Source organism: Nakamurella sp. A5-74 (assembly GCF_040438885.1).
Lineage (GTDB): Bacteria > Actinomycetota > Actinomycetes > Mycobacteriales > Nakamurellaceae > Nakamurella.
Genome location: NZ_CP159218.1, coordinates 2,061,020 through 2,084,110 on the forward strand (window position 1 = coordinate 2,061,020; position 23,091 = coordinate 2,084,110).

Annotated in this window: 17 protein-coding genes and 2 tRNA genes; 15 read left to right on the forward strand and 4 right to left on the reverse strand. The window is 69.6% G+C overall.

The window, feature by feature from the left end; all coding sequences use genetic code 11:
* Positions 1-34: 34 nt before the first annotated feature.
* The 5 genes from ABLG96_RS09470 (at position 35) to ABLG96_RS09490 (ending at position 8,901) form a co-directional block, all read left to right on the forward strand.
* Entirely contained in the window at positions 35-1,171 is a 1,137-nt protein-coding gene (locus tag ABLG96_RS09470; protein WP_353651086.1) for an exonuclease SbcCD subunit D, read from the forward strand.
* A complete protein-coding gene (locus ABLG96_RS09475) occupies positions 1,168-4,233 on the forward strand; it encodes an SMC family ATPase (protein WP_353651087.1) in 3,066 nt (1,021 codons plus the stop codon). The genes ABLG96_RS09470 and ABLG96_RS09475 overlap by 4 nt, the downstream gene beginning before the upstream one ends.
* The gene (locus ABLG96_RS09480; RefSeq protein ID WP_353651088.1) at positions 4,230-4,571 is read left to right on the forward strand and encodes an antibiotic biosynthesis monooxygenase; all 342 of its coding nucleotides are present in this window, start codon (positions 4,230-4,232) and stop codon (positions 4,569-4,571) included. Before ABLG96_RS09475 ends, ABLG96_RS09480 begins: the two co-directional genes overlap by 4 nt.
* A 69-nt stretch (positions 4,572-4,640) precedes the next feature.
* The gene (locus ABLG96_RS09485; RefSeq protein ID WP_353651089.1) at positions 4,641-7,673 is read left to right on the forward strand and encodes a glycine--tRNA ligase; all 3,033 of its coding nucleotides are present in this window, start codon (positions 4,641-4,643) and stop codon (positions 7,671-7,673) included.
* Between the two features lie 310 nt (positions 7,674-7,983).
* Entirely contained in the window at positions 7,984-8,901 is a 918-nt protein-coding gene (locus tag ABLG96_RS09490; protein WP_353651090.1) for a hypothetical protein, read from the forward strand.
* 209 nt (positions 8,902-9,110) lie between these two features.
* Here ABLG96_RS09490 and ABLG96_RS09495 read toward each other — a convergent pair whose 3' ends face one another.
* Positions 9,111-10,766: a M1 family aminopeptidase gene (locus ABLG96_RS09495; protein WP_353651091.1), complete on the reverse strand. Its 1,656-nt coding sequence runs from the start codon at positions 10,764-10,766 to the stop codon at positions 9,111-9,113.
* 123 nt (positions 10,767-10,889) lie between these two features.
* Here ABLG96_RS09495 and ABLG96_RS09500 point away from each other — a divergent pair, with 123 nt between their 5' ends.
* From ABLG96_RS09500 to ABLG96_RS09520, 5 genes are all read left to right on the forward strand, one after another.
* Positions 10,890-11,840 carry an ABC transporter ATP-binding protein gene (locus ABLG96_RS09500; RefSeq protein WP_353651092.1) on the forward strand — a complete coding sequence of 317 codons (951 nt, stop codon included), beginning with the start codon at positions 10,890-10,892 and terminating at the stop codon, positions 11,838-11,840.
* Positions 11,837-12,640 (forward strand): ABC transporter permease, encoded by an 804-nt coding sequence (locus ABLG96_RS09505; protein WP_353651093.1) that lies wholly within the window; start codon positions 11,837-11,839, stop codon positions 12,638-12,640. The genes ABLG96_RS09500 and ABLG96_RS09505 overlap by 4 nt, the downstream gene beginning before the upstream one ends.
* Before the next feature lie 77 nt (positions 12,641-12,717).
* A complete protein-coding gene (locus tag ABLG96_RS09510) occupies positions 12,718-13,818 on the forward strand; it encodes a sensor histidine kinase (RefSeq protein ID WP_353651094.1) in 1,101 nt (366 codons plus the stop codon).
* A 2-nt stretch (positions 13,819-13,820) separates the two neighbouring features.
* Entirely contained in the window at positions 13,821-14,432 is a 612-nt protein-coding gene (locus tag ABLG96_RS09515; RefSeq protein ID WP_353651095.1) for a response regulator transcription factor, read from the forward strand.
* Position 14,433: 1 nt separating this feature from the next.
* Positions 14,434-15,222 carry a GNAT family N-acetyltransferase gene (locus ABLG96_RS09520; RefSeq protein ID WP_353651096.1) on the forward strand — a complete coding sequence of 263 codons (789 nt, stop codon included), beginning with the start codon at positions 14,434-14,436 and terminating at the stop codon, positions 15,220-15,222.
* A gap of 15 nt (positions 15,223-15,237) precedes the next feature.
* Here ABLG96_RS09520 and ABLG96_RS09525 read toward each other — a convergent pair whose 3' ends face one another.
* A complete protein-coding gene (locus tag ABLG96_RS09525; protein WP_353651097.1) occupies positions 15,238-15,975 on the reverse strand; it encodes an AAA family ATPase in 738 nt (245 codons plus the stop codon).
* 134 nt (positions 15,976-16,109) lie between these two features.
* Here ABLG96_RS09525 and ABLG96_RS09530 point away from each other — a divergent pair, with 134 nt between their 5' ends.
* From ABLG96_RS09530 to ABLG96_RS09545, 4 genes are read left to right on the forward strand one after another with little or no spacing between them, the layout of a single operon-like run.
* Complete coding sequence (locus tag ABLG96_RS09530; protein WP_353651098.1) at positions 16,110-16,748, forward strand: YdcF family protein; 639 nt, start codon at positions 16,110-16,112, stop codon at positions 16,746-16,748.
* A 5-nt stretch (positions 16,749-16,753) separates the two neighbouring features.
* A complete protein-coding gene (locus tag ABLG96_RS09535) occupies positions 16,754-18,013 on the forward strand; it encodes a deoxyguanosinetriphosphate triphosphohydrolase (RefSeq protein WP_353651450.1) in 1,260 nt (419 codons plus the stop codon).
* A gap of 54 nt (positions 18,014-18,067) precedes the next feature.
* Positions 18,068-20,047, forward strand: coding sequence for a DNA primase (gene dnaG, locus ABLG96_RS09540; protein ID WP_353651099.1), 1,980 nt, complete (start codon positions 18,068-18,070; stop codon positions 20,045-20,047).
* Entirely contained in the window at positions 20,044-20,601 is a 558-nt protein-coding gene (locus ABLG96_RS09545) for a hypothetical protein (protein WP_353651100.1), read from the forward strand. The genes dnaG and ABLG96_RS09545 overlap by 4 nt, the downstream gene beginning before the upstream one ends.
* A 22-nt stretch (positions 20,602-20,623) precedes the next feature.
* Here ABLG96_RS09545 and ABLG96_RS09550 read toward each other — a convergent pair whose 3' ends face one another.
* Entirely contained in the window at positions 20,624-20,827 is a 204-nt protein-coding gene (locus ABLG96_RS09550; protein ID WP_353651101.1) for a hypothetical protein, read from the reverse strand.
* A 1,868-nt stretch (positions 20,828-22,695) separates the two neighbouring features.
* A tRNA-Asn gene (locus ABLG96_RS09555) sits at positions 22,696-22,771 on the reverse strand.
* Between the two features lie 222 nt (positions 22,772-22,993).
* Here ABLG96_RS09555 and ABLG96_RS09560 point away from each other — a divergent pair.
* A tRNA-Ile gene (locus ABLG96_RS09560) sits at positions 22,994-23,071 on the forward strand.
* Positions 23,072-23,091: the final 20 nt, after the last annotated feature.

Below are 23,091 nucleotides of genomic sequence, written 5' to 3' on the forward strand. Positions count from 1 at the left end.
TGCGCTGTCGGTGCTCGCCCCTAGCGTCTGTGGGATGCGAGTGCTGCACACCTCCGACTGGCACGTGGGACGCACGTTCCACGGCGTCGATCTGTTGTCCGATCAGCGGACGGTGCTGCAGGCCATCGCGGCTCTGGTGCAGGAGCACCGGGTCGACGTCGTCGTCATCGCCGGCGACCTCTACGACCGGGCGGTCCCTTCGGCCGAGGCGATCTCGGTCCTGACCGGGGCTTTCGCCGCGATCCGGGCGGCGGGAGCCGTCATCGTCGCGTCGTCAGGCAACCACGACTCCGCTCCCCGGTTGGGAGCATTCCGGGAGTTTTTGGACGCCGGCGGACTGCACCTGCGTACGGATGTGCGTGCAGTGGGGACGCCGATCGTGCTGCACGACGAGCACGGTCCGGTCATCTTCCACGCCATCCCGTACCTCGATCCGGAGATGGTCAGGGGACCGTGGGAGCTCACCGGGCGGCTTCGGCACGAGGAGATCCTGACCGCGGCGATGCAGCGGATCCGCGGCGACCTCGACGCCAGGCCGGGATGTCGATCCGTGGTGCTGGCGCACGCCTTCGTCACCGGTGCCGTCCCGGGCGGCTCGGAACGATCGATCGCCGTCGGCGGTGTCGAATCCGTGTCGGCCGAGATCTTCGACGGCGTCGGCTACGTCGCGCTCGGCCATCTGCACGGCCGGCAACGGATCGCCGACCACATCCGGTACTCCGGATCGCCGCTCCCGTTCTCCTTCGGCGAGGCCGGGCACCACAAGGGAGTGCTGATCGTCGACATCGACGGTGCAGGCTCCATCGACGTCACCCCGGTCGACCTGCCGGTGCCCCGGCCGCTCGCCGAGATCAGCGGGACCCTCGAGCAGTTGCTGTCCGGCCACGACGAACTGGCCGAGCACTACCTCTCCGTCACCCTGACCGATCCTGTCCGCCCACTGGAATCGATGCGCCGGGTCCGGAGCCGCTTCCCCCACGCGGTGACGTTGAGCTGGCAGCCACCTGTCGGATCCGTCGACGACGACGCTGCGCCGACCCGTCCCGGCGCGAATGATCACGAACTGGTCGAGGAGTTCCTCCTGGTGTGTCGTGGTGCGGGTGCCGACCCGGTGGAGTCGGCGATCATCGACCGGGCGCTGGCCGCGGCGCTGCAGGACGCAGATCGGTGAGGCTGCACCGGCTCGAGCTCTGTGCCTTCGGTCCGTACCGGGACGAGGTGGACGTCGACTTCGACGCCCTCGCCGATGGCGGTCTGTTCCTGCTGCACGGCGACACCGGGGTCGGTAAGACCTCGTTGCTGGACGCCGTCGCGTTCGCCCTCTACGGAACGGTGCCCGGGGCGCGAGGCCAGGTGAAGCGGCTCCGCTGCGATGCTGCCGACCCGGCCACGCCGACCTGGGTGACGCTGGAGCTGACGGTCGGCGGACGCCGGTTGCGCATCACCCGCAGTCCGGAATACCAGCGCCCCAAGGCTCGTGGGGCAGGTACGACGACGGAGAAGGCGCGAGTGTCGCTGGTCTTCCTCGACACCCCCGAGCTGCCGGGCCTCAGCAGTCACCGCGAGGTGGGCGACGTGGTGGGCGAGTTGGTCGGCATGTCCGCCGACCAGTTCTTCCAGGTCGTGTTGCTCCCGCAGGGCGAGTTCGCGCAGTTCCTGCGGTCCGACACCGCGGAGCGGGAACGACTGCTGGAGCGGTTGTTCGACACCCGACGCTTCGCCAGGGTCGAAGCGCTGTTCGCCGACATGCGACGGGATTCGCACCGCCTGTTGACGGAGCGGTTGGCCGACCACCGGGCCGCGGTGGCCAGGTGGACCCAAGCAGCTTCTCGTCCGGACGACGAAGAGGCGATCGATCCCGCCGAACCGCTGGCCCTGCAACCGGTTCTGGACGAGCTCCGGGACGCCGCCGGGCGGTCGGCATGGGAGGCAGACCGGCTCCGGCAGGTCCGTGCCATCGAGGTCGCGACGTGGGAGCGCCTGCGTCATCGGGCCGAGCTGGTGGAGCGCCGCCGCAAGCTTCGCACCGAACAACACCTGCTGATCGGCCGCGAGGCGGAGATCGAGACCGCCCGCCGCGGGGTGGCCGACGCGCACCGGGCCGCCCCGGTGCTGTCCGTGCGCACTCGCCTGCGCGAGGTCAGCACCGACCTCACCGACGGAGCAGAGCTGGAGCGGCAAGCCGGACTCGCCGCCGAACAACAGCTCGCACATCTCGAGAAGATGGTCGGCAGCGGATCGACGGGGGCCGCTGACGATCCGACAGCGGATCCCGCGGTGCTCGACCCTGCGGTGCTCGACCCTGCGGTGCTGGAGCCTGCGGTGCTGGAGCCGACGGCAGCTGATCTGACCATGCTCGCCGCCGGCGATCGGGACAGGGCCGGATCGTTGACCGCGCTCGTCACTGAGGCGCGCACCCAGGCCCGAGATGAGCAGCGACATGCCGCCCTGACCACCGAGCGCGACGCGGCGCTCGACGAGCTGACGGCGGTCGAGACCGAGAGCGCACGCCACGAGCGGCGCCTGGAACGAGCCAGGCAAGAGCTGCACGAGGCGGTCACTGCCGCCGCGACGGTCGGACCGCTGGCCGCAGAACTCGCGGCGGTCGGTGCGGTGCTCGACCAGGTGGACGCGCTGCCGCCCGCAGCCCAAGAGCTCGCCCGAGCGCGAGCCATCGCCCGGCGGTCGATCGACGACCACCAGCACAGCCGCGAGGTACGGCTGGCCCTGTGGGAGCGACGCATCGCCGGGATGGCCGCCGAACTCGCCGCCACCCTGGCGCCCGGCTGCGCGTGCCCGGTCTGTGGATCTGTCGAACATCCGGTGCCGGCCACCGCAGGCGACGCCGGCGAACCTGCGCTGGACCTGGCGGCCGCGGAGAATGCAGAGCTGCAGGCGGACACCCGGCGGCGACGTGCGGAACAGGCTCTGCAGCTCGCGGACCAGAACCATGTGCGCATCCTCACCCTCGTCGGCGACGCCGATCCCGACGCCCTCCGGATGCAGGTACGGCTGCTGCGGGACCGGCACACCAGCTCGCTTGCCGCACAGGACCAGGAACGACGGCTGCTCGACGAGATCCGGGCGCTGGAGAAGTGGGTCGGTCAGGCAGGTCTGCGCCAGCGGGAACTCGTGGCCCGACGCTCTGCCGTCGTCGGTGAGATGGAGGTGTTGCGGACCCAGCTGGACCACCGAGCCGATCGGCTGCGCATCGCCCGCGCCGGGTTCGACTCGATCGAACAGCACCGCGACCGGTTGCTGCGCCTCGCTGAAGCCCGGGAGACCTGGGCGGGTGCGATCCATCGACTCGACGACGCCGAAATGCGCGTCCGTCAGCTCACCGGTCGCCTCGACCAGGCAGTCCAGGCGGCCGGATTCAGCAGCATCGAAGCGGCGACGCGCGCCGCCGAGATCGACCTGGACGCCGTCCAGCAGTCGATCCGGGTGCACGAGGACCAGGTGCTGTCGGTCCGGAGTCGGGCGGCGGAACCCGAGCTGCAGCAGATCGATCCGGACGAACAGCTCGACCTGGCCGGTCAACAGCAGCGGACGGCGACAGCAGCGGCCGATGCGGACGCGGCGACCGCCCAGCAGAGCGCGGCGGCCACCGTGCTGCAGCACGCGACCGCGGCCGCCGCGGCACTGGCCACGGTGCACCGCTCGCTCGCGCCCGTGCTGGCCCACGATTCGTTGATCTCGGCGCTGGCCGACACCGTGGCGGGTCGCGGCCAGAACCATCGGGGGATCTCGCTGCGCACGTTCGTGCTCGCCACCCGGCTGCGGCAGGTCGCCGACGTGGCCGGCGCCCGCCTGCTGCAGATGTCGTCCGGTCGGTACTCGTTCGTCCGGTCTTCGGACAAGGAGGGCCGCGGTCGTAGCGGCGGACTCGGACTGGACATCCTGGATGCGCACACCGGGGTCGCCCGACCTGCCAAGACGCTCTCCGGCGGTGAATCCTTTCTGGCGTCGTTGGCGTTGGCGCTAGGCCTCGCCGACGTCGTCGCCGCGGAGTCCGGTGGCCGGGTCCTCGACACGATCTTCATCGACGAAGGCTTCGGAACGCTCGACGCCGACGCGCTGGAGCTGGTGATGAACACCCTTGACGAACTCCGTGACGGCGGCCGGATCGTCGGGCTGGTGTCGCACGTGGACGATCTGCAGACCCGCATCCCGACCAGGTTGCACATCCGCAGCGGCGCCGACGGCCCGCGCCCGCACCTGGTGGGCGGGTGACCGGGCCCGCGCTGCCGACAGACGGCGACGAGCAGCTGTTCGTGCTGGTGGCCAGGTTCGATGCGGCTGCACCACCGGGAGCGGTGGAGCTGCTGGCGGCGCAACCGACCTGCCGTCGATTGCGGTACGTCCGCGCCACCGACGTCGCCGACAGCTGGACGCTGATCGCCGAGTTCGCCGGCGCGGCCGCCTATCGAGCTGCACTGTCGCCGTTCGACGTGCGGACGACGGTGATCCCCTGGCTGTCGACGGCGATCGCGGGCTCGGGAGTGGGGGAGGCGCTGCTGTCCGCAGACACGGGGGTCGTCACCAGCCATCGGCCGACGGTCGAGCACTGACCGTGAGTCGCACGAGCACCGAGCGGCCCATGGTGCCCGGGGTACAGGTGTGCGCACTAACCTTGCTGCGTGTCCTCCTCGACTTCTTCCGCCCGTCCCACCGCCGACCCGGCCGCGCTGACGTTGCAGGACGTCCTGCTCACCCTGCAGCGGTTCTGGACCGAACGGGGCGCCATGGTGGTGCAGCCGTTCAACACAGAGGTCGGCGCCGGCACCGGCAACCCCGCCACCATGCTCCGGGTGCTCGGGCCGGAACCGTGGCGGGTCGGCTACGTGGAGCCCAGCGTCCGCCCGGATGACGCCCGGTACGGCGAGAACCCCAATCGGCTGCAGATGCACACCCAGTTCCAGGTGATCCTGAAGCCAGATCCGGGCAATCCGCAGGAGATCTATCTCGAGAGCCTGCAGGCGATCGGGGTCGACACCGACGCGCACGACATCCGGTTCGTCGAGGACAACTGGGCGGCCCCGCCCCTGGGCTCCTGGGGCCTGGGCTGGGAGGTCTGGCTCGACGGACTCGAGATCACCCAGTTCACCTACTTCCAGCAGGCCGGCGGGCTGACCCTCGACCCGGTCAGCGTGGAGATCACCTACGGCGTCGAGCGCATTGTGATGGCCCTGCAGGGTGTCTCGCACTTCAAGGACATCGCGTACGCGCCGGGCATCACCTACGGCGAGGTGTACGGCCAGTCGGAGTACGAGATGAGCCGCTACTACCTCGACGACGCTGACATCGGCGTCAACCAGGCACTGTTCGACCAGTTCGCCGCCGAGGCCGAGAAGATGATCGAGCTCCGCCTGCCGGTTCCGGCCTACGTCATGGTGCTCAAGTGCAGTCATGCCTTCAATGTGCTCGACGCCCGCGGCGCGATCAGCACCACCGAACGTGCGAAGGCGTTCGCCCGGATGCGAACCCTGACCCGCGGCTCCGCGCAGCTGTGGGCGGAGCGACGCGCCGAGTTGGGTCATCCGCTCGGAGTGGTCGAGCCATTGCCCGCAGCGGAGCTGCCCGCGTCCCTGCCCGAATTCACCGAGCCGGCGACCGTGCTGTTCGAGATCGGTCTCGAGGAGCTGCCGTGGACGGAGGTCACCCGGAGTCGCGACCTGGTGCTGGCGGCTGTCACGGCCAAGCTCGGCGCCTCCCGACTCGATCACGGCGCGATCACCGTCGAGGCCACGCCGCGCCGGATCGTCGTGCTGATCGAGGCCGTTGCTCCTCGGGAGCCGGACGCTGAGCGCACGGTGAAGGGCCCGAAGCTGGCGGCCGCTTACGATGCTGACGGCGCACCGACCAAGGCGGCGCAGGGCTTCGCCCGTGGACAGAAGATCGATGTGGCCCAGCTGCAGACCGTGCTGATCGACGGCGCCGAGCACGTCGGTGTTGTCGTCACCGACACCGGCAGGGGAGCGGCCGAACTGTTGGCGGAGATCTTCGGCGCAGTGGTCACCGAGCTGCGCGCCGAGAAGAACATGCGGTGGCGGGATCCGCAGTTGTCCTATGCCCGCCCGGTGCGCTGGTTGCTGGCACTGTTCGGTGATCAGCCGATCCCGGTGGTCGCCTCGGCGATCAGCTCGGGGACGACGACCCGGGTGCACCGCGGCGCTCCTGATCCGGAACTGCCTGTCACCTCCGCGGACGGCTATCCGGCGTTCCTGGCCGGACACGGCATCGTGCTGGCCGATGCCGACCGTCGCGCCGCCGTCGTCGCCGGCGCCACCGAGCTGGCTGCCACGGTCTCCGGCATCGTCGACGCGGACGGCGAAGCTGTTCTGCTGGACCAGATCTCGGCGCTCGTGGAATTCCCGAGCCCGCTGCTCGGCTCGTTCGAGGCGCGCTATCTGGACCTTCCTGAGGCCATCCTCACGACCGTGATGCGCAAGCACCAGCGATACCTGCCTGTGCGCTCCGCGGCCGACGGCGCGCTGCTGCCGCACTTCGTCGCGGTCGCGAACGGCACCGTCGACGCGGATCTCGTCCGATCCGGCAACGAGGGTGTGCTGCGGGCCCGGTACGAGGACGCCGCCTTCTTCTGGCGCGCCGACCAGGAGATCTCGCTGGTCGATCACCGTGCGGGTCTGGAGAAGCTGACCTTTGCCGACGGACTGGGCTCGATGGCCGATCGAGCGCGACGGATCGCCGTCACAGCCAGCGCTCTGGGCGCCGTGATCGGCGTCGACGGGGACGATCACGCAACCCTCCAGCGGGCCGGCGAGCTGGCGAAGTTCGACCTCGCCACGCACATGGTCATCGAGCTGTCGAGTCTGGCCGGGACGATGGCCCGCGAGTATGCGTCGCTCGCGGGTGAGACACCTGCCGTGGCAACAGCTCTCGCCGAGATGGAACAGCCGCGTTCGGCCGGGGCGGCGCTGCCGAGCAGCACCCCGGGATCGCTGTTGGCGCTGGCGGACCGGTTCGATCTGCTCGCCGGACTCTTCGCCACCGGCGCCCGGGCCACCGGAAGCTCCGATCCGTTCGGTCTGCGCCGCGCCGCGCTCGGTGTGGTGGCCATCCTTCGCGACCAGCCGGCGCTGTCGGCGATCACCCTGTCCGTAGGTCTGCGAACAGCCGCCGATTCGCTGGTGACACAAGGGGTCCAGGTGCAGGACGGTGCGCTGTCCGAGGCCCACGAGTTCATTGTCAAGCGCTACGAGCAGGCGGTGCTGGATGCCGCCGTGGCCTACCCGCTCGTCCAGGCGGCACTGCCGCTGGCCGATGCGCCGGCCGTAGCCGACGCGGCGGTGCGGGACCTGCAGCAGCTCGCCGGCGACGCAGGGTTCCTGGCCCTGGGCGCTGCGCTGCAGCGTTCACGGCGGATCGTCGGTCCGGACACCGCGCCGGCCTACGACCCGGCCGTGCTGGTCGAGGATGCCGAGCGCCGGCTGCACGAGGTGCTGACCGGAGTTCGCGAACACTGGCACGGTGGGTCGGTGGCGGAGTTCGCTGCCGCCGCGGCACCGCTGGCCGCGCCGGTCGACGAGTTCTTCCAGAACGTGATGGTTAACGCAGACGACCCAGCACTGCGCGCGGCGCGCCAGGGATTGCTCGCGACGCTCAACGACTTCGCCGACGGTGTCGTCGACTGGGCAGCCCTGCTGGGCTGATGCCGCGCCGATCGACCTCCGCGGAACCGAGATCCCGGTTCCGCGGAGGAGGCCGCTGCTCCGCTCGGTTGTCGAGCGAGGAACGAGACGAGACACGCTCGGACGCGCCGGTTCGCAGGCTCACCGGCGCGTCTGGCGCTGCAGAGGGCTACGCATCGGCCTCCTCCGCGGCTCCGGACAGTCGCATTCGGTCGCTGCTCGTGCGAACGGAGGAAGGAGAGATCCGGGGGCCGTCGCGGGATCGTGTGGGGTAGGCAACCGGGTCGTACGCTCGATCCGTCTTCAGGGTGACTTCTGACAAGGAGTGACCATGCACCGTCCACAGGTTCTCCTCGCCGCCCTGGTGAGTGCTGTGCTGCTCGGCGGCTGCGCCGAGACCGGCACCGCATCCTCGACCGGTTCGAGGGCAGCCGGTTCGACAGTCGACTCCGCTGCGTCCACCCCTTCTTCAGGGGCCAGGCAGACCGTCTCGGCGGCTCCGACCACTGCGCCACACCCGGTCGCGGTCAGCGTGTCCAGCGGACCGCAGAACACGCCTCCGACTGTCGTTCCGCGCACCACCAGGACGACGGCATCCTCGACGCATCCGTCGAAACCCGGCCCGGCCGATCCGTTGGCGCCCTCCGAAGTGTCAGACGCCGGGGGACCCGTCCCGCCGTGCGGATACGAACAGCCGGCGATCACCCCGGGAGAGCCGGATGCGACCCCCGCCCCGGACACCTGCCAGTTCACCGGCGGCAGCCCGGCATGCCCCACCCAGGCGACAGCCGTCGTCGACAGCGGTACCACTCGTCAGGTCGAGCCGTCCGCAGCAAACCACCCGCCCATCCTGGGTGGCTTCGGCCGTTGGGGAGGGCAGCGGGGCGGGTCGATGTGCTTCACCGAGTTCGCGGATCAATCAGTTCAGATGACGAACGGCAACACAGCAATCCTGGTGGTGCACAACGACAACGCGATCATCAACGCTGAACGCATCGAGCTGGCGCGCAGCGCGGGCGTACGCGGCATCGTGTCGGGCAAGGTCGTCACCGTGATGGTCCGCGACCCCGCCCGGCCGCAGGGCGTCGAGGCTCGGCTGTACGGCCTCGACAACGGCACCGGTCCGGCCGCGGTGCCCACCGGGGCAGAGGGCCTGCGGATCTTCCTCGCCCCGGTCAGTTCGGGCCCGGCAACCGTCACGGCCTACGACAGCTCAGGTGCAGAGCTCGGCGCCGTCACGCTGCCCTGACAGTGAGCAAGCTGCTGGGTGCTGAAGGCGGGATCTCGACTCCTTCGTCGCGCGATCAGCGTCGGGTCGCGATCTCGACTCCTTCGTCGCGCGATCAGCGCCACTCGAGGTGGTCGAGCAGCGAGGAACGAGCGTGTCGAGACCCCGTCAGGTCATCGATCAGGCGAGATCTCGACTCCTGCTTCCTCGACCACCGGCGAGACCCCCGGTCAGCGCAGCGAGGCCGGATAATCCGACTCGGACGGCGCCGTGGTGGCGCGGAACCAGACCTGGAAGAACCGCTCGAGGTCCTTGCCCGACAGCTCCTCGGCGAACTCCTGCAGCTCGCCGAAGGTCGCGTTGCCGGCGTGTTCGGCCGGCCAGCGCTTGAGCAGCGAGAGGAAGGCCGTCTCGCCCATCTCCGCCCGCAGCGCGTGGATGGCCAGCGGTCCGCGGGTGTAGACGGTGGTGAACTCGCTTCCCGGCCCCATGTCGATCAGCGGGATACCCCACACCTCGTCACCGGATGAGGCCATCTGATCGTGCCACTCGGCGTCCAGATCGGCGCCGTCCACGTCCTCCCGGTACAGCCACGGAGCGTACGAGGCGAAGCACTCGTTGAGGCAGATGTCCTGCCAGCGCCGCACCAGCACGTGGTCGCCGTACCACTGATGGGCCAGCTCGTGGATGACGGTCTTTTCGTCGACCCAGTCTGCGTAGACCGGTCGGGACGCCGTCTCCAGCGCGAACGGGATGCTCTCGTCGGTGTAGATGCCGCCCGCCGAGTCGAACGGATACGCGCCGAAGTATTTCTGGAGTACCTGCAGGTATCGACCTGTCCCGGCGTCCAGCCGCGTGTCCGTGGCGTCGCCGGCGGCGATCGCGGAGTAGATCGGGATCGGTCCACTGGTGTCGGTGACGGCCGTGAAGGTGTCGATGTACAGCGGCACCAGGTAGGAGGCGACCGGCTGCTGCTGGTACCACCCGAACACGCTGGATCCAGCAGGGGCCTTCGGCAGATCCTTCGTCACCGGCACCCCGGGACCCATCACCTTCCACTTCGACGGCACCGTCACGGTGAGCGTGTAGCTCGCCGGGTCGGCCGGGTGCTCGTTGACCGGGAACCACGACGACGCGGACACCGGCTCACCGACCGCGAGTGCGCCGCCGCTGCGCGTCCGGTACCAGCCGCCGTCACCCAGTCCGGACGTGCCGCCGTTCACCGCGGTCGGCTTCCCCGCGTAGACGACCCTGACCTTCGTCCCCGTGCGGGCGCTCAAGGCCGTGCCGGGAGTGATCTCGAGCTCCGCATCCTGTTGACGGAACTGCGCCGCGATGCCGTTCACCGTCACGGAGGACACCTTCATCGGCGACTGCAGGTCGAAGTCGAAGCGCCGCAGGTCGTTCGAGGCGGTCACGGTCAGGGCGATGTCGGCGGTGCCGCGCAGCTGGTTCGTCTCCGGGACGTAGGAGATCCCGAGGTGGTAGTCCTCGACCTGGTAGCCGCCGTTGCCGGACTCGGGGTAGTAGTCGTCTCCGATCCCGACCGCGCCGATGCCGTCGGGAGCTTGTTCGTCAGCGGGTGCCGGCACCACATCGTCGTTCCCGGGTTCAGCGGGCGCGCCGTCGCTCGTCGCCGGGGCCGTTGTCTCCACCGGGGTCACCGAGGTCGGACCGGGTGTGCTCGGTGCGGTGGGCTCCGCAGCGCCCGGATCCGATGCAGTCGGATCCGATGCGGTCGGGCCCGACGAAGCACCTGTCCTGGCCGGCGCGGCGCCGGTGGTGGCTGCGACACCGTCGACGACCGAGCACCCGGTGATCAGCAGCAGGACTGCCAGCGGTCCGATCAGACGGTCGGGGCGGCGGCGTCCAGAGCGTCGGGGCATGCCTCGCACGGTAGCAATCAGTGCTGACCCGCCGCCCTGAATCAGTGACCCCTGACAGATGTCACGGTCGGATCGTGACACCCGATCCGGGTGCCACGCCCGCGGTGGCACGACAGTGGTCCCATGACCAGAACCAGTCCGATCACACCGGGCGCTGCCGGCACGCAGGAAGCGCGCGCCGGGGCCGCCGTCGACATCAGCGATCTGCACCGGTCGTTCGGGGAGGTGCGGGCCGTTCGAGGGGTCGACCTGCGCATCGCCCCCGGCGAGGTGGTGGCCTTCCTCGGCCCCAACGGCGCCGGGAAATCCACCACCATCGACATGATCCTGGGTCTCACCAGGCCCGACCGCGGCTCGGTGACGCTGTTCGGCGCCGAGCCGACCCTGGCGGTGCGCACCGGACAGGTCGGGGCGATGCTGCAGTCCGGCGCGCTGCTGCCCGACCTCTCCGTCCGGGAGCTGGTGAGCCTGTTCGCGGCGCTGCAACCGCACCCGCTGGCGGTGGACGAGGCGCTGGAGCGGGCGGGGATCTCCGACATCGCGGGCCAGCGGACCCAGAACCTGTCCGGTGGTCAGTCGCAACGGGTCCGATTCGCGCTCGCCGTCGTCGCAGATCCGGACCTGCTGGTCCTCGACGAGCCCACCGTCGCGATGGACGTGGAGGTGCGGCAGGCGTTCTGGGCCTCCATCCGGCAGTTCGCAGCGTCCGGACGGACCGTGCTGTTCGCGACCCACTACCTCCAGGAGGCGGACGACTTCGCCGATCGGATCGTCGTGATGGCCAAGGGATCGGTGGTGGCCGACGGTACCGGCGCCTCGATCAAGGAGCGGGTCAGCGGCCGCAGGTTGACAGCCGTCATCCCCGACGCGACCGGCGAACAGCTCACGGCGCTGCCGGGGGTGACCACCGTAGAACAGGTCGGTAGCCGGATGTCGTTGCAGTGCAGCGATTCCGACACAGCCCTGCGGGCGGTGCTGACACAGTTCCCGCAGATCCACGAGATCGAGATCCACCAGGCCAACCTCGAAGAGGCGTTCCTGCGCCTCGTCGCCACCGAAGGAGCAGCGTCATGAGCAGCCGCACCGCAGCCGCCCCCGACCGACGGGCTGCCACACCGCGGTCCCCGGTGGCCATGACGGTCCGCTACGCACTGCTGTCGGCGGTGAGCACCATCCGCAACGGCCGCTTCCTGGTGTTCACCGCCGCCCTGCCGGTGGCGATGTACCTGCTGTTCAACGGCCTGTACGGCCAGCAGGACGCGGGTGACGGATCCTCGCTCACCGCGAGTTCGTACCTGATGATCTCGATGGCCTGCTACGGCGCGATCGGCGGCGCCCTGAACTCCGGTGCGCGGATCGCCATCGAGCGGCAGACGGGTTGGAACCGTCAGCTGCGGCTGTCCGCCCTGCCTGGATCCGGGTACCTGATCGGCAAGGCGTTCGTCTCGCTGCTGGTGGCCGTCCCACCGATCGTGCTCGTCTTCGCCCTCGGTGCGATCGTCGGCAAGGTGCAGCTCAGCCCGCTGACGTGGGCGGTCGCAGCGGTGGCCATCTGGCTGTGCACGATCCCGTTCGCCCTGTTGGGCCTGGTGATCGGCTCGCTCGCGACCCCCGACTCGACCCAGCCGATCTCGATGCTGATCTACCTGGGCACCTCGATCCTGGGTGGGCTGTGGGTGCCGATCGACCAGTTCTCCGCGTTCCTGCAGCACCTCGCCAGGTTCGTCCCCACCTACTGGATCGCCGGCATCGGGCGGGACGCGGTGGACGGCTCGGGGCTCCGACTGATGGGCGTCGCGGTACTGCTGGGCTGGACGATCGTCCTGGGTGCGATCGGCGTCATCGCCTACCGGCGCAGCGGCGACCGGGTGTGAGCAGCTCGACCCGCGCCTGGATCCCAGGGTCTGCCGTTTCCGACCCGGTGGGTCCGGGGTCGAGGCACAATGCCGACATGCAGAACGTGATGCTGCGCCGATGGGGCTGGCGGTGGGAGCCGGGGTCGACGAAATGGGTCCTGGGCTCCAGCGTTGCCCTGCTGTATGCAGGGGTGTTCCTGGTCGGTCTGCTCACGCAGCCGGCCCAGGCCGGCGCCCGATGGACGGCGGTGGTCTTGCTCGTTGCCATGATGGCCGGCTACGCCGTCCTGCCCGCAGGGGCGATGTCGGCGCCGCTGCGCACCAGGTGGGCGGTCCTGATCGTGATCCTCACGCTGGCCGCGGCGCAGATCGTCGTCGTCGGGCCAGGATTCGTCGGGGTGCTGATGTTCCCCGGCATCCTCGCCGGCGCGTTGCTGCCCACGCGCCAGACGATCATCACCGTCGTCGCGATCGGCGCCGCCATGGTGCTGATCGCCGGGTCCGACAGCTGGGAACTGGCTGCTACCGAGGTGGCCATGGCCCTGTGGATGCATGCGTTCTTCTCCAACATCCGGCTCACGATCCAGCTGCGGGCCGCACAGGACGAGCTGGCGGTGGCAGCCGTGGCGCAGGAGCGCCGCCGCATCGCTCGCGACCTGCACGACATCCTGGGCCACTCGTTGACCGCGATCTCGGTGAAAGCTGCACTGGCGGAGCGGTTGTCGAGCATCGACCCGGTCCGAGCCGCGCAGGAATCGAACGAGGTGGGTCAGATCGCCCGGGGAGCGCTGGCCGACGTCCGGGCCACCGCATCGGGGATGCGGGAGGCATCGCTGGCCGGCGAGCTCGCGGTGGCGCGGTCGATCCTGGCGGCCGCGGGCATCGCCGCCGATCTCCCGCGCGCGGTGGACGAGGTCACCGAACAGGGGCACCGGTTGTTCGGCTTCGTCGTGCGGGAGGCGGTCACCAACGTGGTGCGGCACTCCGGAGCCTCGCGATGTTCGGTCACCCTGGGCTCGCGCTGGGTCGAGATCGTGGACGACGGGAAGGGGTTCGTCCAGGGCAGGTCACCGGAATCCGGGAGCAGCGGACTCGCCGGTCTGTCGGAGCGGGTCGCAGCGCAGGGTGGCAGGCTGACCGTCGGATCCGCTGCGCCGCAAGGGTTCTCGGTGCGCGCAGAGCTAGCTCCGGTGTGACGATGGAGACGATCCGGGTGCTGGTGGCTGACGACCAGGCCCTGATCCGCGGTGCCCTGCAGGCCCTGCTGGATCTCAACGACGACCTCGAGGTGGTGGCGGCGGTCGGCTCGGGCGACGCCGTGGTGCCGGCCGCTCTCGAGCATCGTCCGGACGTGGCTCTGCTCGACGTCCAGATGCCAGGACTGGACGGCCTGGCAGCAGCGGCAGCACTGCGGGAGCGGATGCCGAGCTGCCGGGTGATCATCGTGACGACCTTCGGCCGCCCCGGTTACCTCCGTCGCGCGATGGAGGCCGGAGCGACTGGGTTCCTCATCAAGGATGCGGCGCCGGAGGCGCTGGCCGAGGCCATCCGGCGGGTGCACGCCGGCCTGCGGGTGGTCGATCCGGAACTGGCGACGGAATCGCTGACCCTGGGGACCTCACCGCTGAGCGGCCGCGAGCGGGACGTGTTGGTCGCGGCCGTCGGTGGCGCAACGGTCGCGCAGCTCGCTCGACGACTGTTCCTCTCCGAAGGGACCGTGCGCAACCACCTGTCGGCGGCGATCGGCAAGACCGGCGCTTCGACCCGAGCGGAAGCGGTGCGACTGGCCGACGAGCGCGGGTGGCTCTGACGTGTCGAACGATCTTTACAACGCGGCATGCGCGTTGCACCGACGGATGGCGCTGGCCTGCACGGCCGCCGGTGATGCGGGGTTGCCGGGGACCTTCCGGGTCTGGGAGCAGGACGGGGTGCTGGCCGTGCTGGTCAGCGATCCCGGACTGGACTTCCTGTCGACCATCAGCGGCGTGACGGTCGACACGGTGGAGGCGGCGATCGCGCTGGCCGAAGACCCGTGCTGGCAGGAGGTTTCGCCGTTCCTGGTCCTGTCCGACGAGGTCAGTGCTGCCTGCGAGCCGTCGCTCTGGGCCGCGGATCTGTGGCCCACGTCCGAGCGGCTGACGGCTGTGGTGCGGCCGACATGGATGACCAGTGCTGCGTCCCGGACAGCGGAGTCACTGTCGGTGGTCCCGGCCCCCCCGGTCACCGCCGGCACGCAGGATCCGTTCACGACGGTCCTGCTGGCCGGCTACCAGGTCCACGGCCCGGTCGCGGCGTTCATCGACGCCGAGCACCGTCATCCGGCGGTCCACCGGTTCCTCGCCCTGGAGCAGCAGACTTCCATCGCGGCTGCGGGACTGACGATCCACGACGGGGTTGCTGTCCTGGGCGGCGCCTCGACGCTTCCGGCACGCCGGGGTCGCGGGGCGCAGTCCGCGTTGCTGCAGCACCGTCTCGGGATCGCCGCAGATGCGGGCGTCGGGTCGGCCGTGGCCACCGCGACCCCCGATTCGGTCAGTGCCCGCAACCTCGTTGCGGCCGGCTTCGCCATCCACCGCCAGGTCCGGTGGCAGCACGTCTGAGGTCTGCTCACGCGGTCAGCGCAGGTGTCGCAGGTACCGTTCCGGCGCCTGCAGGAACGAGCTCCAGTTCCGTACGAGATCGGTGTCCTGCCAGGGGGTTTCGACGAGTCCCTCATCCCCGACCTCGATCACCGTCGCGCCGGGCGTTGCGGCGATGAGTGGTGAATGGGTGGCCACGATCACCTGCGAGCCCTCCTGCGGCATCCGGGCCAGCAGGCTGACCAGGGCGAGGGTGGATGCGAAGGAGAGCGCGGCCTCCGGCTCGTCCAGGAAGTACATCCCCGGCTGCCAGAACGCCTCCTCGAACAGCCACAGGAAGCCCTCCCCGTGGCTGCGAGACAGCAACGGTGTGTGCGACCACGCCGGTTCGGAACACCCCGCTGCCCGATCCCGGTTGCGGAAGTAGGAGTGCATCGTTTCGGCGCGCAGGAAGAAGCCGGACTGCGAAGCCATCGGCGCGCACCGCAGCCTGAGGTGCCCGCCCAGCGGAGACTCGTCACCGGAGTCCACCGGACCTACCCGGTCGTTGTCCAGCCGCGGATACCGCTGGGCCAGGGCCTCCACCAGGGTCGACTTGCCGGCACCGTTCTCCCCGATCAGCACCGTGACGCCGGGCGGGATCTCCCAGCCGTCGTCCAACACCTGACGCACCGCGGGGATGTCCGTGAGCCACTCGGGCATGGCCACCCGGGAGTCCGGTCGACGTTCCACCCGCAGCAGGTGGCGCTCCGGCACCGTGTCGATGGTCCCCATCGCGCCATCTCATCACGGCACTGCGACACGGGTCTGCGACGCCCGACTGGCATGATCGCGGGCGAAGGCATCGCGCCGGCCCGTGTCGTCCACACGGATCCGGGCCGGCGCAAACAGACACCGGGAGGCGACGCGTGGGCACCACAGCTGTGCTGCGAGCGGCGGGGCGCTGGGTCGCCGGAGCTGCGCTGCTCGCCGCGCTGATCGTCGGTGGGGTGTTCGTCCGGGGCTTCCAGGTCGCCGGGCACGACGATCGGGGCCGGGTCGACGCGATCGTCGTGCTCGGTGCCGCGCAGTACAACGGCCGGCCGTCACCGGTGCTGCAGGCTCGGCTGGATCACGCCCGGGAGCTCTATGCAGCGGGGGTGGCGCCGCGGATCGTCACCATCGGCGGCAACAAGGTCGGCGACCGCACCACCGAGGGGGCCGCGGGGGCCGCCTACCTCGCCGACAAGCTCGGCCTCACGCAGCCCGATGGCGTACTCACCGCGGTGCCAACGGGCAACGACACCCTCACCAGTCTGCGGGCGGCCACGAGCGTGCTCGCAGGTCACGGATGGACCCACGTCGTGCTCGTCACCGATCCGGCCCATGCCTACCGGGCGCAGCGGATCGCCGAGGATCTCGGCCTCACGGCCGGGGTGTCGTCGGTGACCGACGGTCCGGCCGTCGAAGCTGATGTGCAGTGGCGCTACCACGTGCGGGAGACCGCTGGGCTGCTGTACTACCTCGTACTCGGGGGCTCCTCCGGCTCCACGGATTCGGTGCTGTGAACCGGATTCCACCCGGGTACACCGGCGACGACGTCGCCCGGCGGGTAGCGGAACCTGCCAAGACGGCCGCCTTCGCCGGTGCCGAACCGCGGCCGGATTCCGGTCGCACACCCTTCGCGCGGGACCGGGCCAGGGTGCTGCATTCGGGATCGCTGCGTCGGTTGGCCGGAAAGACGCAGGTGGTGGCGCCGGACGAGGACGACGTCCCGCGGACACGGCTCACCCATTCCCTCGAGGTGGCGCAGATCGCGCGGGGTATCGGCAGCCAGCTCGGTTGCGATGCCGACGTGGTGGATCTGGCCGGGCTCGCGCACGACATCGGCCATCCGCCGTTCGGCCACAACGGCGAGGATGCGCTCGACCGGATCGGCGCGGCCGTCGGCGGGTTCGAGGCGAACGCGCAGAACCTGCGTCTGCTCGCGCGGCTGGAACCGAAGGTGCTCACCGCCACCGGGGAGTCGGCGGGTCTCAACCTGTGCCTGGCCTCCCTCGATGCGGTGATCAAGTACCCGTGGTCCACGCCGGACACCCGCGGAAAGTTCGGCTGCTATGCCGAGGACCGCGACGTGCTGGACTGGGTCCGGCCCGACCAGGGGACCCGGCTGTGTCTCGAAGCGCAGGTGATGGACTGGGCCGACGACGTGGCCTACTCCGTGCACGACGTCGAGGACGGCATCATCGCCGGCCGGATCGACCTGGCGCGCCTCCGATCGCCCGAGGAACGACAGGTGGTCGCCATCGCCGCCCGGCGCGGCTACTCCGGGGAGTCCGAAGCAGACCTGGCCGAGGTACTGGGCGAGCTGTTGCAGCGACCCGAGATCGTGCCGGCCGTCGGCTACCGGCCGGGGGTGCGGGGCGCGGTCGCGCTCAAGAGCACGACCAGTGAGTTGACCGGGCGACTGGTGACGGGTGCGGTGGCGGCCACCCGAGCGGAGTACGGCGACGCGCCGCTCACCCGGTACGCGGCGGATCTGGTCGTCTCGCCGCAGCTGCGCGCCGAGGTCGCCATGCTGAAGGCGATCGCGGTGCACTACGTGATGGACGACCCGGCCAGGCGTGCGCTGCAAGATCGTCAGCAGCAGATCCTGCAGGCGCTGGTGGTGGCGCTGACCGAACGGGGGAGCGAAGCCATGGACGCCCAGCACGGACCACGCTTCGCCGCCGCTGCCGACGATGCCGGTCGGCTGCGCGCGGTGCTGGACCAGGTCGCCTCGCTCACGGACAGCCAGGCCCATCGCTGGCACGCCCGGCTGACAGGATCCTGAACCGACCGGTCAGCGTCTGGTCGGGCTGTCCGGGTGGCGACATAGACTCGTGCGGTGGCAGGACGGATCACCGATGAGGACAAGGAGCGGGTCCGCGACGCCAATCGCATCGAGTCGGTGATCGGCGAGTACGTGGCGCTGCGTCCCAGCGGCGGCGGAAACCTGAAGGGGCTGTGCCCCTTCCACGACGAGAAGACTCCGTCGTTCAACGTCCGCCCGGCCCAGAGTTCGTACTACTGTTTCGGCTGCGGTGAGGGCGGCGACGTGTTCTCCTTCATCGCGCAGCTGGAGCACCTGAGTTTCCTGGAGGCCGTCGAGAGGCTGGCCGACCGGGTCGGCATCACCCTGGCCAGGGTCGAGGGTGGCACCTCGACCCGCTCCGAACCCGGCACCCGCGCGCGGCTCATCGCCGCGAACAAGGCGGCCGCCGAGTTCTACTCGGGCCAGCTGGAGACCGAGGAGGCCGCACCGGCCCGCCAGTTCCTCACCGAGCGGGCCTTCGACATGGAGGCGGCCAGATCGTTCGGCTGCGGGTACGCGCCGTCGGGCTGGGACAGGTTGACGAAAGCGCTGGTGAAACAGGGCTTCTCGCTGCAGGAGCTCTACAAGGCCGGCCTGGCGCGGGAGGGGCAGCGCGGCCCGATCGACCAGTTCCATCGACGGCTGTTGTGGACGATCAGGGATGCCGCGGGCGACGTCGTCGGGTTCGGTGCCCGCCGGCTCTTCGACGACGACCGGATCCAGGCGAAGTACGTCAACACCTCGGACACGCCGCTCTACAAGAAGTCGCAGGTGCTCTACGGGCTCGACCTGGCGAAGCGGGAGATCGCCAAGCAGCGCCAGGCGGTGATCGTCGAGGGGTACTCCGACGTGATGGCCATGCATCTCGCGGGGGTGACGACGGCGGTGGCCTCGTGCGGTACGGCTTTCGGCGACGAGCACATCAGCGTGCTGCGCCGCTACCTGCTCGACAACGACGTGATCCGCGGCGAGGTCATCTACACCTTCGACGGTGACGCTGCCGGCCAGAAGGCAGCGCTCAAGGCGTTCGACTCCGACCAGCGGTTCGCCGCCAACACCTACGTGGCGATCGCGCCGGACGGGATGGATCCCTGCGAACTGCGGATGCAAGGGGGTGATGCTGCGGTGCGCGCCCTGGTCGACGGCCGGACCAACCTGTTCGCCTTCGCCATCCAGACCGTGCTGGCCGACTACGACCTGGAGACGCCGGAGGGACGGGTGGCCGCGACGGCCGCCACCGTGCCGCTGGTCGCCGGGATCAAGCAGGAACGATTGCGGGCCGACTACACCCGCGAGTTGGCCGGCCGGCTCGGCGCCGAGACCACCGACATCCAGGGACTGGTGCGCCGGGAGATCGCCCGTCAGGCCGCAGCCCAGCGCAGCGCTGCCGAGCGAGGGAGTGCCGAACGGGGGAGTGCCGAACGCGGGAGCGCCGAGCGCGGAACGTCCGGTCGGCCAGGAGCAGGTGCCGCGGGTGACCAGGCGTCGACCGACGCGCGCGCTGCCGCCACCACGTTCCGTCGACCCGACCCCCAGGACCGCACCAGCTCCGTCGAGCGGGAAGTGCTCAAGATGGCGCTGCAGTACCCGGCGATGGTGGCCGCCGACTACGCCGAGCAGGTGGCCGGCGACAGCTTCACCCACCCGTCCTACCGCGCGGTCCACGAAGCCATCTCGGCCACCTCCGGAATAGGTACGTCCAGCGGGGTGGTGTGGACCTCGCGGGTTGCCGAGCAGATGCCGGCCGGAGGTCTGCGGTCGCTGGTGCACGAGTTGGCGGTGGAGCCGCCACGGCACGGCTCCGGGGAGCCGGACTCCAGCTACGCGGGTGCGGTGATCGCCGCGATGGGCGAACGTGCCGCCGCGGCGGACGAGAAAAAGCTGCGGTCTGCGTTGCTCCGCGCAGAGTCGGCCGGCGACCGCGCGCGGGCCAACGCGCTGCAGGCCGATCTGGGTGCGGTGATCCGGTACCGACGAGCGCTGATGGAACTTGCGCGCGGCGGTGCGGCATGAGCCTGTTCCGCCGCACGGTGACCGCCCCGCCGCGGATCGCCCAGGTACTGGAGAGCGACGAGGTGGTGCTGGGTCTGGCGCGGGACGATGTGGGCGCCGAGCTGGCCGTGACCCGCCGGCGGCTGCTCCTTGCGCGGGGCGAGGCGGTCCCGACCTCGCTGAGCTGGTTCGAGATCGCCAGGGTGCGGCTGGACGACGGAGTGTTGGAGATCGTGCCGTTGCGCTGGGTGGCGCCGTTCGCCGACGGCGCGGGGGACTTGGTGGTCGATGCGCCCACGCTGTCGTTGCGGATCGGACGGGCGAATCGCCTCACGGATCAGATCCACCACCGGGTCCGATCGTCGGTGATCGCGTCCCGGCACCTGCCGTGGCCCGATGCGGGCGGCTGGGTGACGATCCGCCGGGTGGCCGGGGTCGACGGTGTGCTCCCCCAACTCCGGTTGGACGCCGGCGCCGATCGGGAGACGCCAGGTTTCCTGGCCGCTGCCGAACGCGTGGTGATCGAACTGCGCGCCGGGGGAGCAGGCTCCGGGACGACCGGGGTCGACGAGTAGCGCAATCCGGCAAGCGAGCCGGTTATCCCCTGCCCCCGCCCGGCGGTAGAGCATTGCCGGCCTGAGGGCTGATGCCCCACGGGTCTGCCGCTGCCCGCTTCGCTCGGCGGATCTCGCTGATGATCCCGACCGAACTGCCGCCAATGCCGATCACTCCCAAGATCCACATCACGAGGGGCGGATCGGTCAGCACGGTGAGCAGGAAGACGATCGCCACGATGTTCACTGCTGACGATCCGATTGCCAACCGGTTCAGTCTCCCCACGACCATGTCACCACTCTTCCTGAAAACCCCGGGCCAGTCGCGTCTGTCACCCGTCCGAGAGCATCCTGACGTGCACAGAGCCCGATACCTGAGCATCTGTCGAACTGGGCACATGGCGTGTCCACCGAGCTGGACGTCATCCACTTGGCGCCGGGTCGACCAATCCCTCCTGCTAGCCGGGTTTCGGCCGGGGCTCGATCAGCGGGCTGCAACACTTCGCGGCCCCGATCCGGTCTAGCAGATAGGAGCTCCCGCAACTGGCGGAGGCGGGTCTTCCGAACGATGGCCGCGGTCACGGACGGTGCCTTGGTCAGCCGAGATCCCAACGGCGACTTGGCCTTGAGGCTCAGCAGCGGGGACCAACTGTTCTTCGACTGAAGCTGTCGGACTGTCGAAGGACGTTCAATCAAGAGGAAACACCCTTCGCCGAGACTCAGACCATGACAGGCTGACCGCATGCCGCTGAACCCACCACCGTGGCCCCGCTGGGTGCGGGTTCTTGTAGCCCTTGCAATGGCGCCGCTGGTCGGGTTGCTTGTTGGCACACTCACAGGCCGCCCTCTGTTCGGGATCATATTCCTGACGGCCATGATCGGCTCATCGCTCATGGCCACCGAGTGGCAGAGACGCCGCGCCGCACGCAGGACCGCACGGTGACGGTGCCCGACGGCGCACCGATCGCCGAAACTCGATTCCACCGTTGGACATGGTTGATCTGGGGGATCAGCGGGCTCATGGTCACCGGGGGAGGTTTGCTGCTCCTGAACAGTCCGGCTCCCGCCTGGTGGGCGTGGATCATGACAGCACTGGGAGTCGGGAACCTAGGGCTTGCCGCGTCCGAGTTTCGGGTGCACCGGCAGCGGTTGGCGCGTGACGCCGAGGAAGTCCAGCAGTGACCGCGCGACGGCAGGTCGCGGAGACATGGTTTCAGCGCTGGACGTGGCTGATTTATGAGATCAGCGGGGCAGCCTGGCTCACTCTTGGGCTGACCGCAATAGACACCGGCCCAACCTGGTACGTCGTGTTCATGTCCGTGATCGGCCCAGTGATGTTGATCGGTGCGGTGGTTGAGTTTCGAGCTCATCGCAAGCGGGTCGCCCCGTAGCTTGATCCACATGGACTGGGAATCTTGGTCATCGTGGGCGGCAGTAGCACTGGCGAGTGTGGCCGGCTGGCTGGCGCTGAGCGCAAAGCGCCACGAAGACGCGCGGGACACGAGGCAGCTCGAACGCGACCGTCAAGAGCAGGCTCAGCTAGTTGCTGCCTGGGTTCGAGAATTCCGAGCTGGGAAGCACAACAGCCCTCGTAGTTGGCAGGCCATCATTGCCAACACATCAGGGCTCCCGATCTTCGATGTCGAGGCCACCGTTGGCCAGCCGATGCCCGACGAAATGTTGCTCCTGGTTCGAGCTGAGCGGGTGGGGCTGATTCGCCGCACAGTGAGGGCCACGCGAACCCGACCGACGACCTGACTGTACTGGCACCTCCGCGCGAGTTGCGTGTGCTACTCGACTTCACCGACTGCGCTGGACAGCACTGGCGACGGGGCTTCGACGGTCGGCTTGTGCTGATTTGACTAAGCTGTGGCTGCCGTCGGCCGTCATTCGGGGGATCGGGCCGGCAACGACGGGGATGGGCGTCCCTGTCGTGTGCCGGCGGACCGTAGACCTGCAGGTCCTCGGGAGGAGGCGGGGGCGTCTCATCCCCCTGAGATCCCGCCGATTGAGGCGTTGCATCCCTGATTGAGCGTAACGGGGATGACGTGCGCTGCTGAGGGCAAAAGAAAACCCCCACGTCAGTGGGGGTTTCTCGTCCATCTGTGCTGCTCCTGGCTCCCCCGATTGGACTCGAACCAATAACCTGCCGATTAACAGTCGGCTGCTCTGCCAATTGAGCTACAGGGGAATGCTGGCTGCCGGGCCGACCCCCGGGAGGATCAGTACCTGCGCTGAAAAGGATAGCCCACGGCCGGGAGTGCCCACGACCCGATACCTCGATGGTCCGCCACGCCCAGCACACCGATCCGCCACGGGGAACGCCCACAGCTTGTTGGGTTCGGGGACGGCCTGCCGGCGCCGGGGTCGGCCGGGACCAGCGCAAGGGTCCGGGTTCGGTATCGTCCCCGGCGGGGCGGTAGCTCAGTCGGTCAGAGCAGCGGACTCATAATCCGTCAGGTCGTGGGTTCGAGCCCCACTCGCCCCACCACAGGAGCAGGTCGCGTCGCC

Bases quoted from the DNA above. Each gene is read 5' to 3' on its own strand.
- ABLG96_RS09470 (WP_353651086.1), top strand. From the start codon at position 35: ATGCGAGTGCTGCACACCTCCGACTGGCACGTGGGACGCACGTTCCAC.
- ABLG96_RS09490 (WP_353651090.1), top strand. From the start codon at position 7,984: ATGCACCGTCCACAGGTTCTCCTCGCCGCCCTGGTGAGTGCTGTGCTG.
- ABLG96_RS09495 (WP_353651091.1), bottom strand. From the start codon at position 10,766: ATGCCCCGACGCTCTGGACGCCGCCGCCCCGACCGTCTGATCGGACCG.
- ABLG96_RS09500 (WP_353651092.1), top strand. From the start codon at position 10,890: ATGACCAGAACCAGTCCGATCACACCGGGCGCTGCCGGCACGCAGGAA.
- ABLG96_RS09505 (WP_353651093.1), top strand. From the start codon at position 11,837: ATGAGCAGCCGCACCGCAGCCGCCCCCGACCGACGGGCTGCCACACCG.
- ABLG96_RS09510 (WP_353651094.1), top strand. From the start codon at position 12,718: ATGCAGAACGTGATGCTGCGCCGATGGGGCTGGCGGTGGGAGCCGGGG.
- ABLG96_RS09515 (WP_353651095.1), top strand. From the start codon at position 13,821: ATGGAGACGATCCGGGTGCTGGTGGCTGACGACCAGGCCCTGATCCGC.
- ABLG96_RS09525 (WP_353651097.1), bottom strand. From the start codon at position 15,975: ATGGGGACCATCGACACGGTGCCGGAGCGCCACCTGCTGCGGGTGGAA.
- ABLG96_RS09545 (WP_353651100.1), top strand. From the start codon at position 20,044: ATGAGCCTGTTCCGCCGCACGGTGACCGCCCCGCCGCGGATCGCCCAG.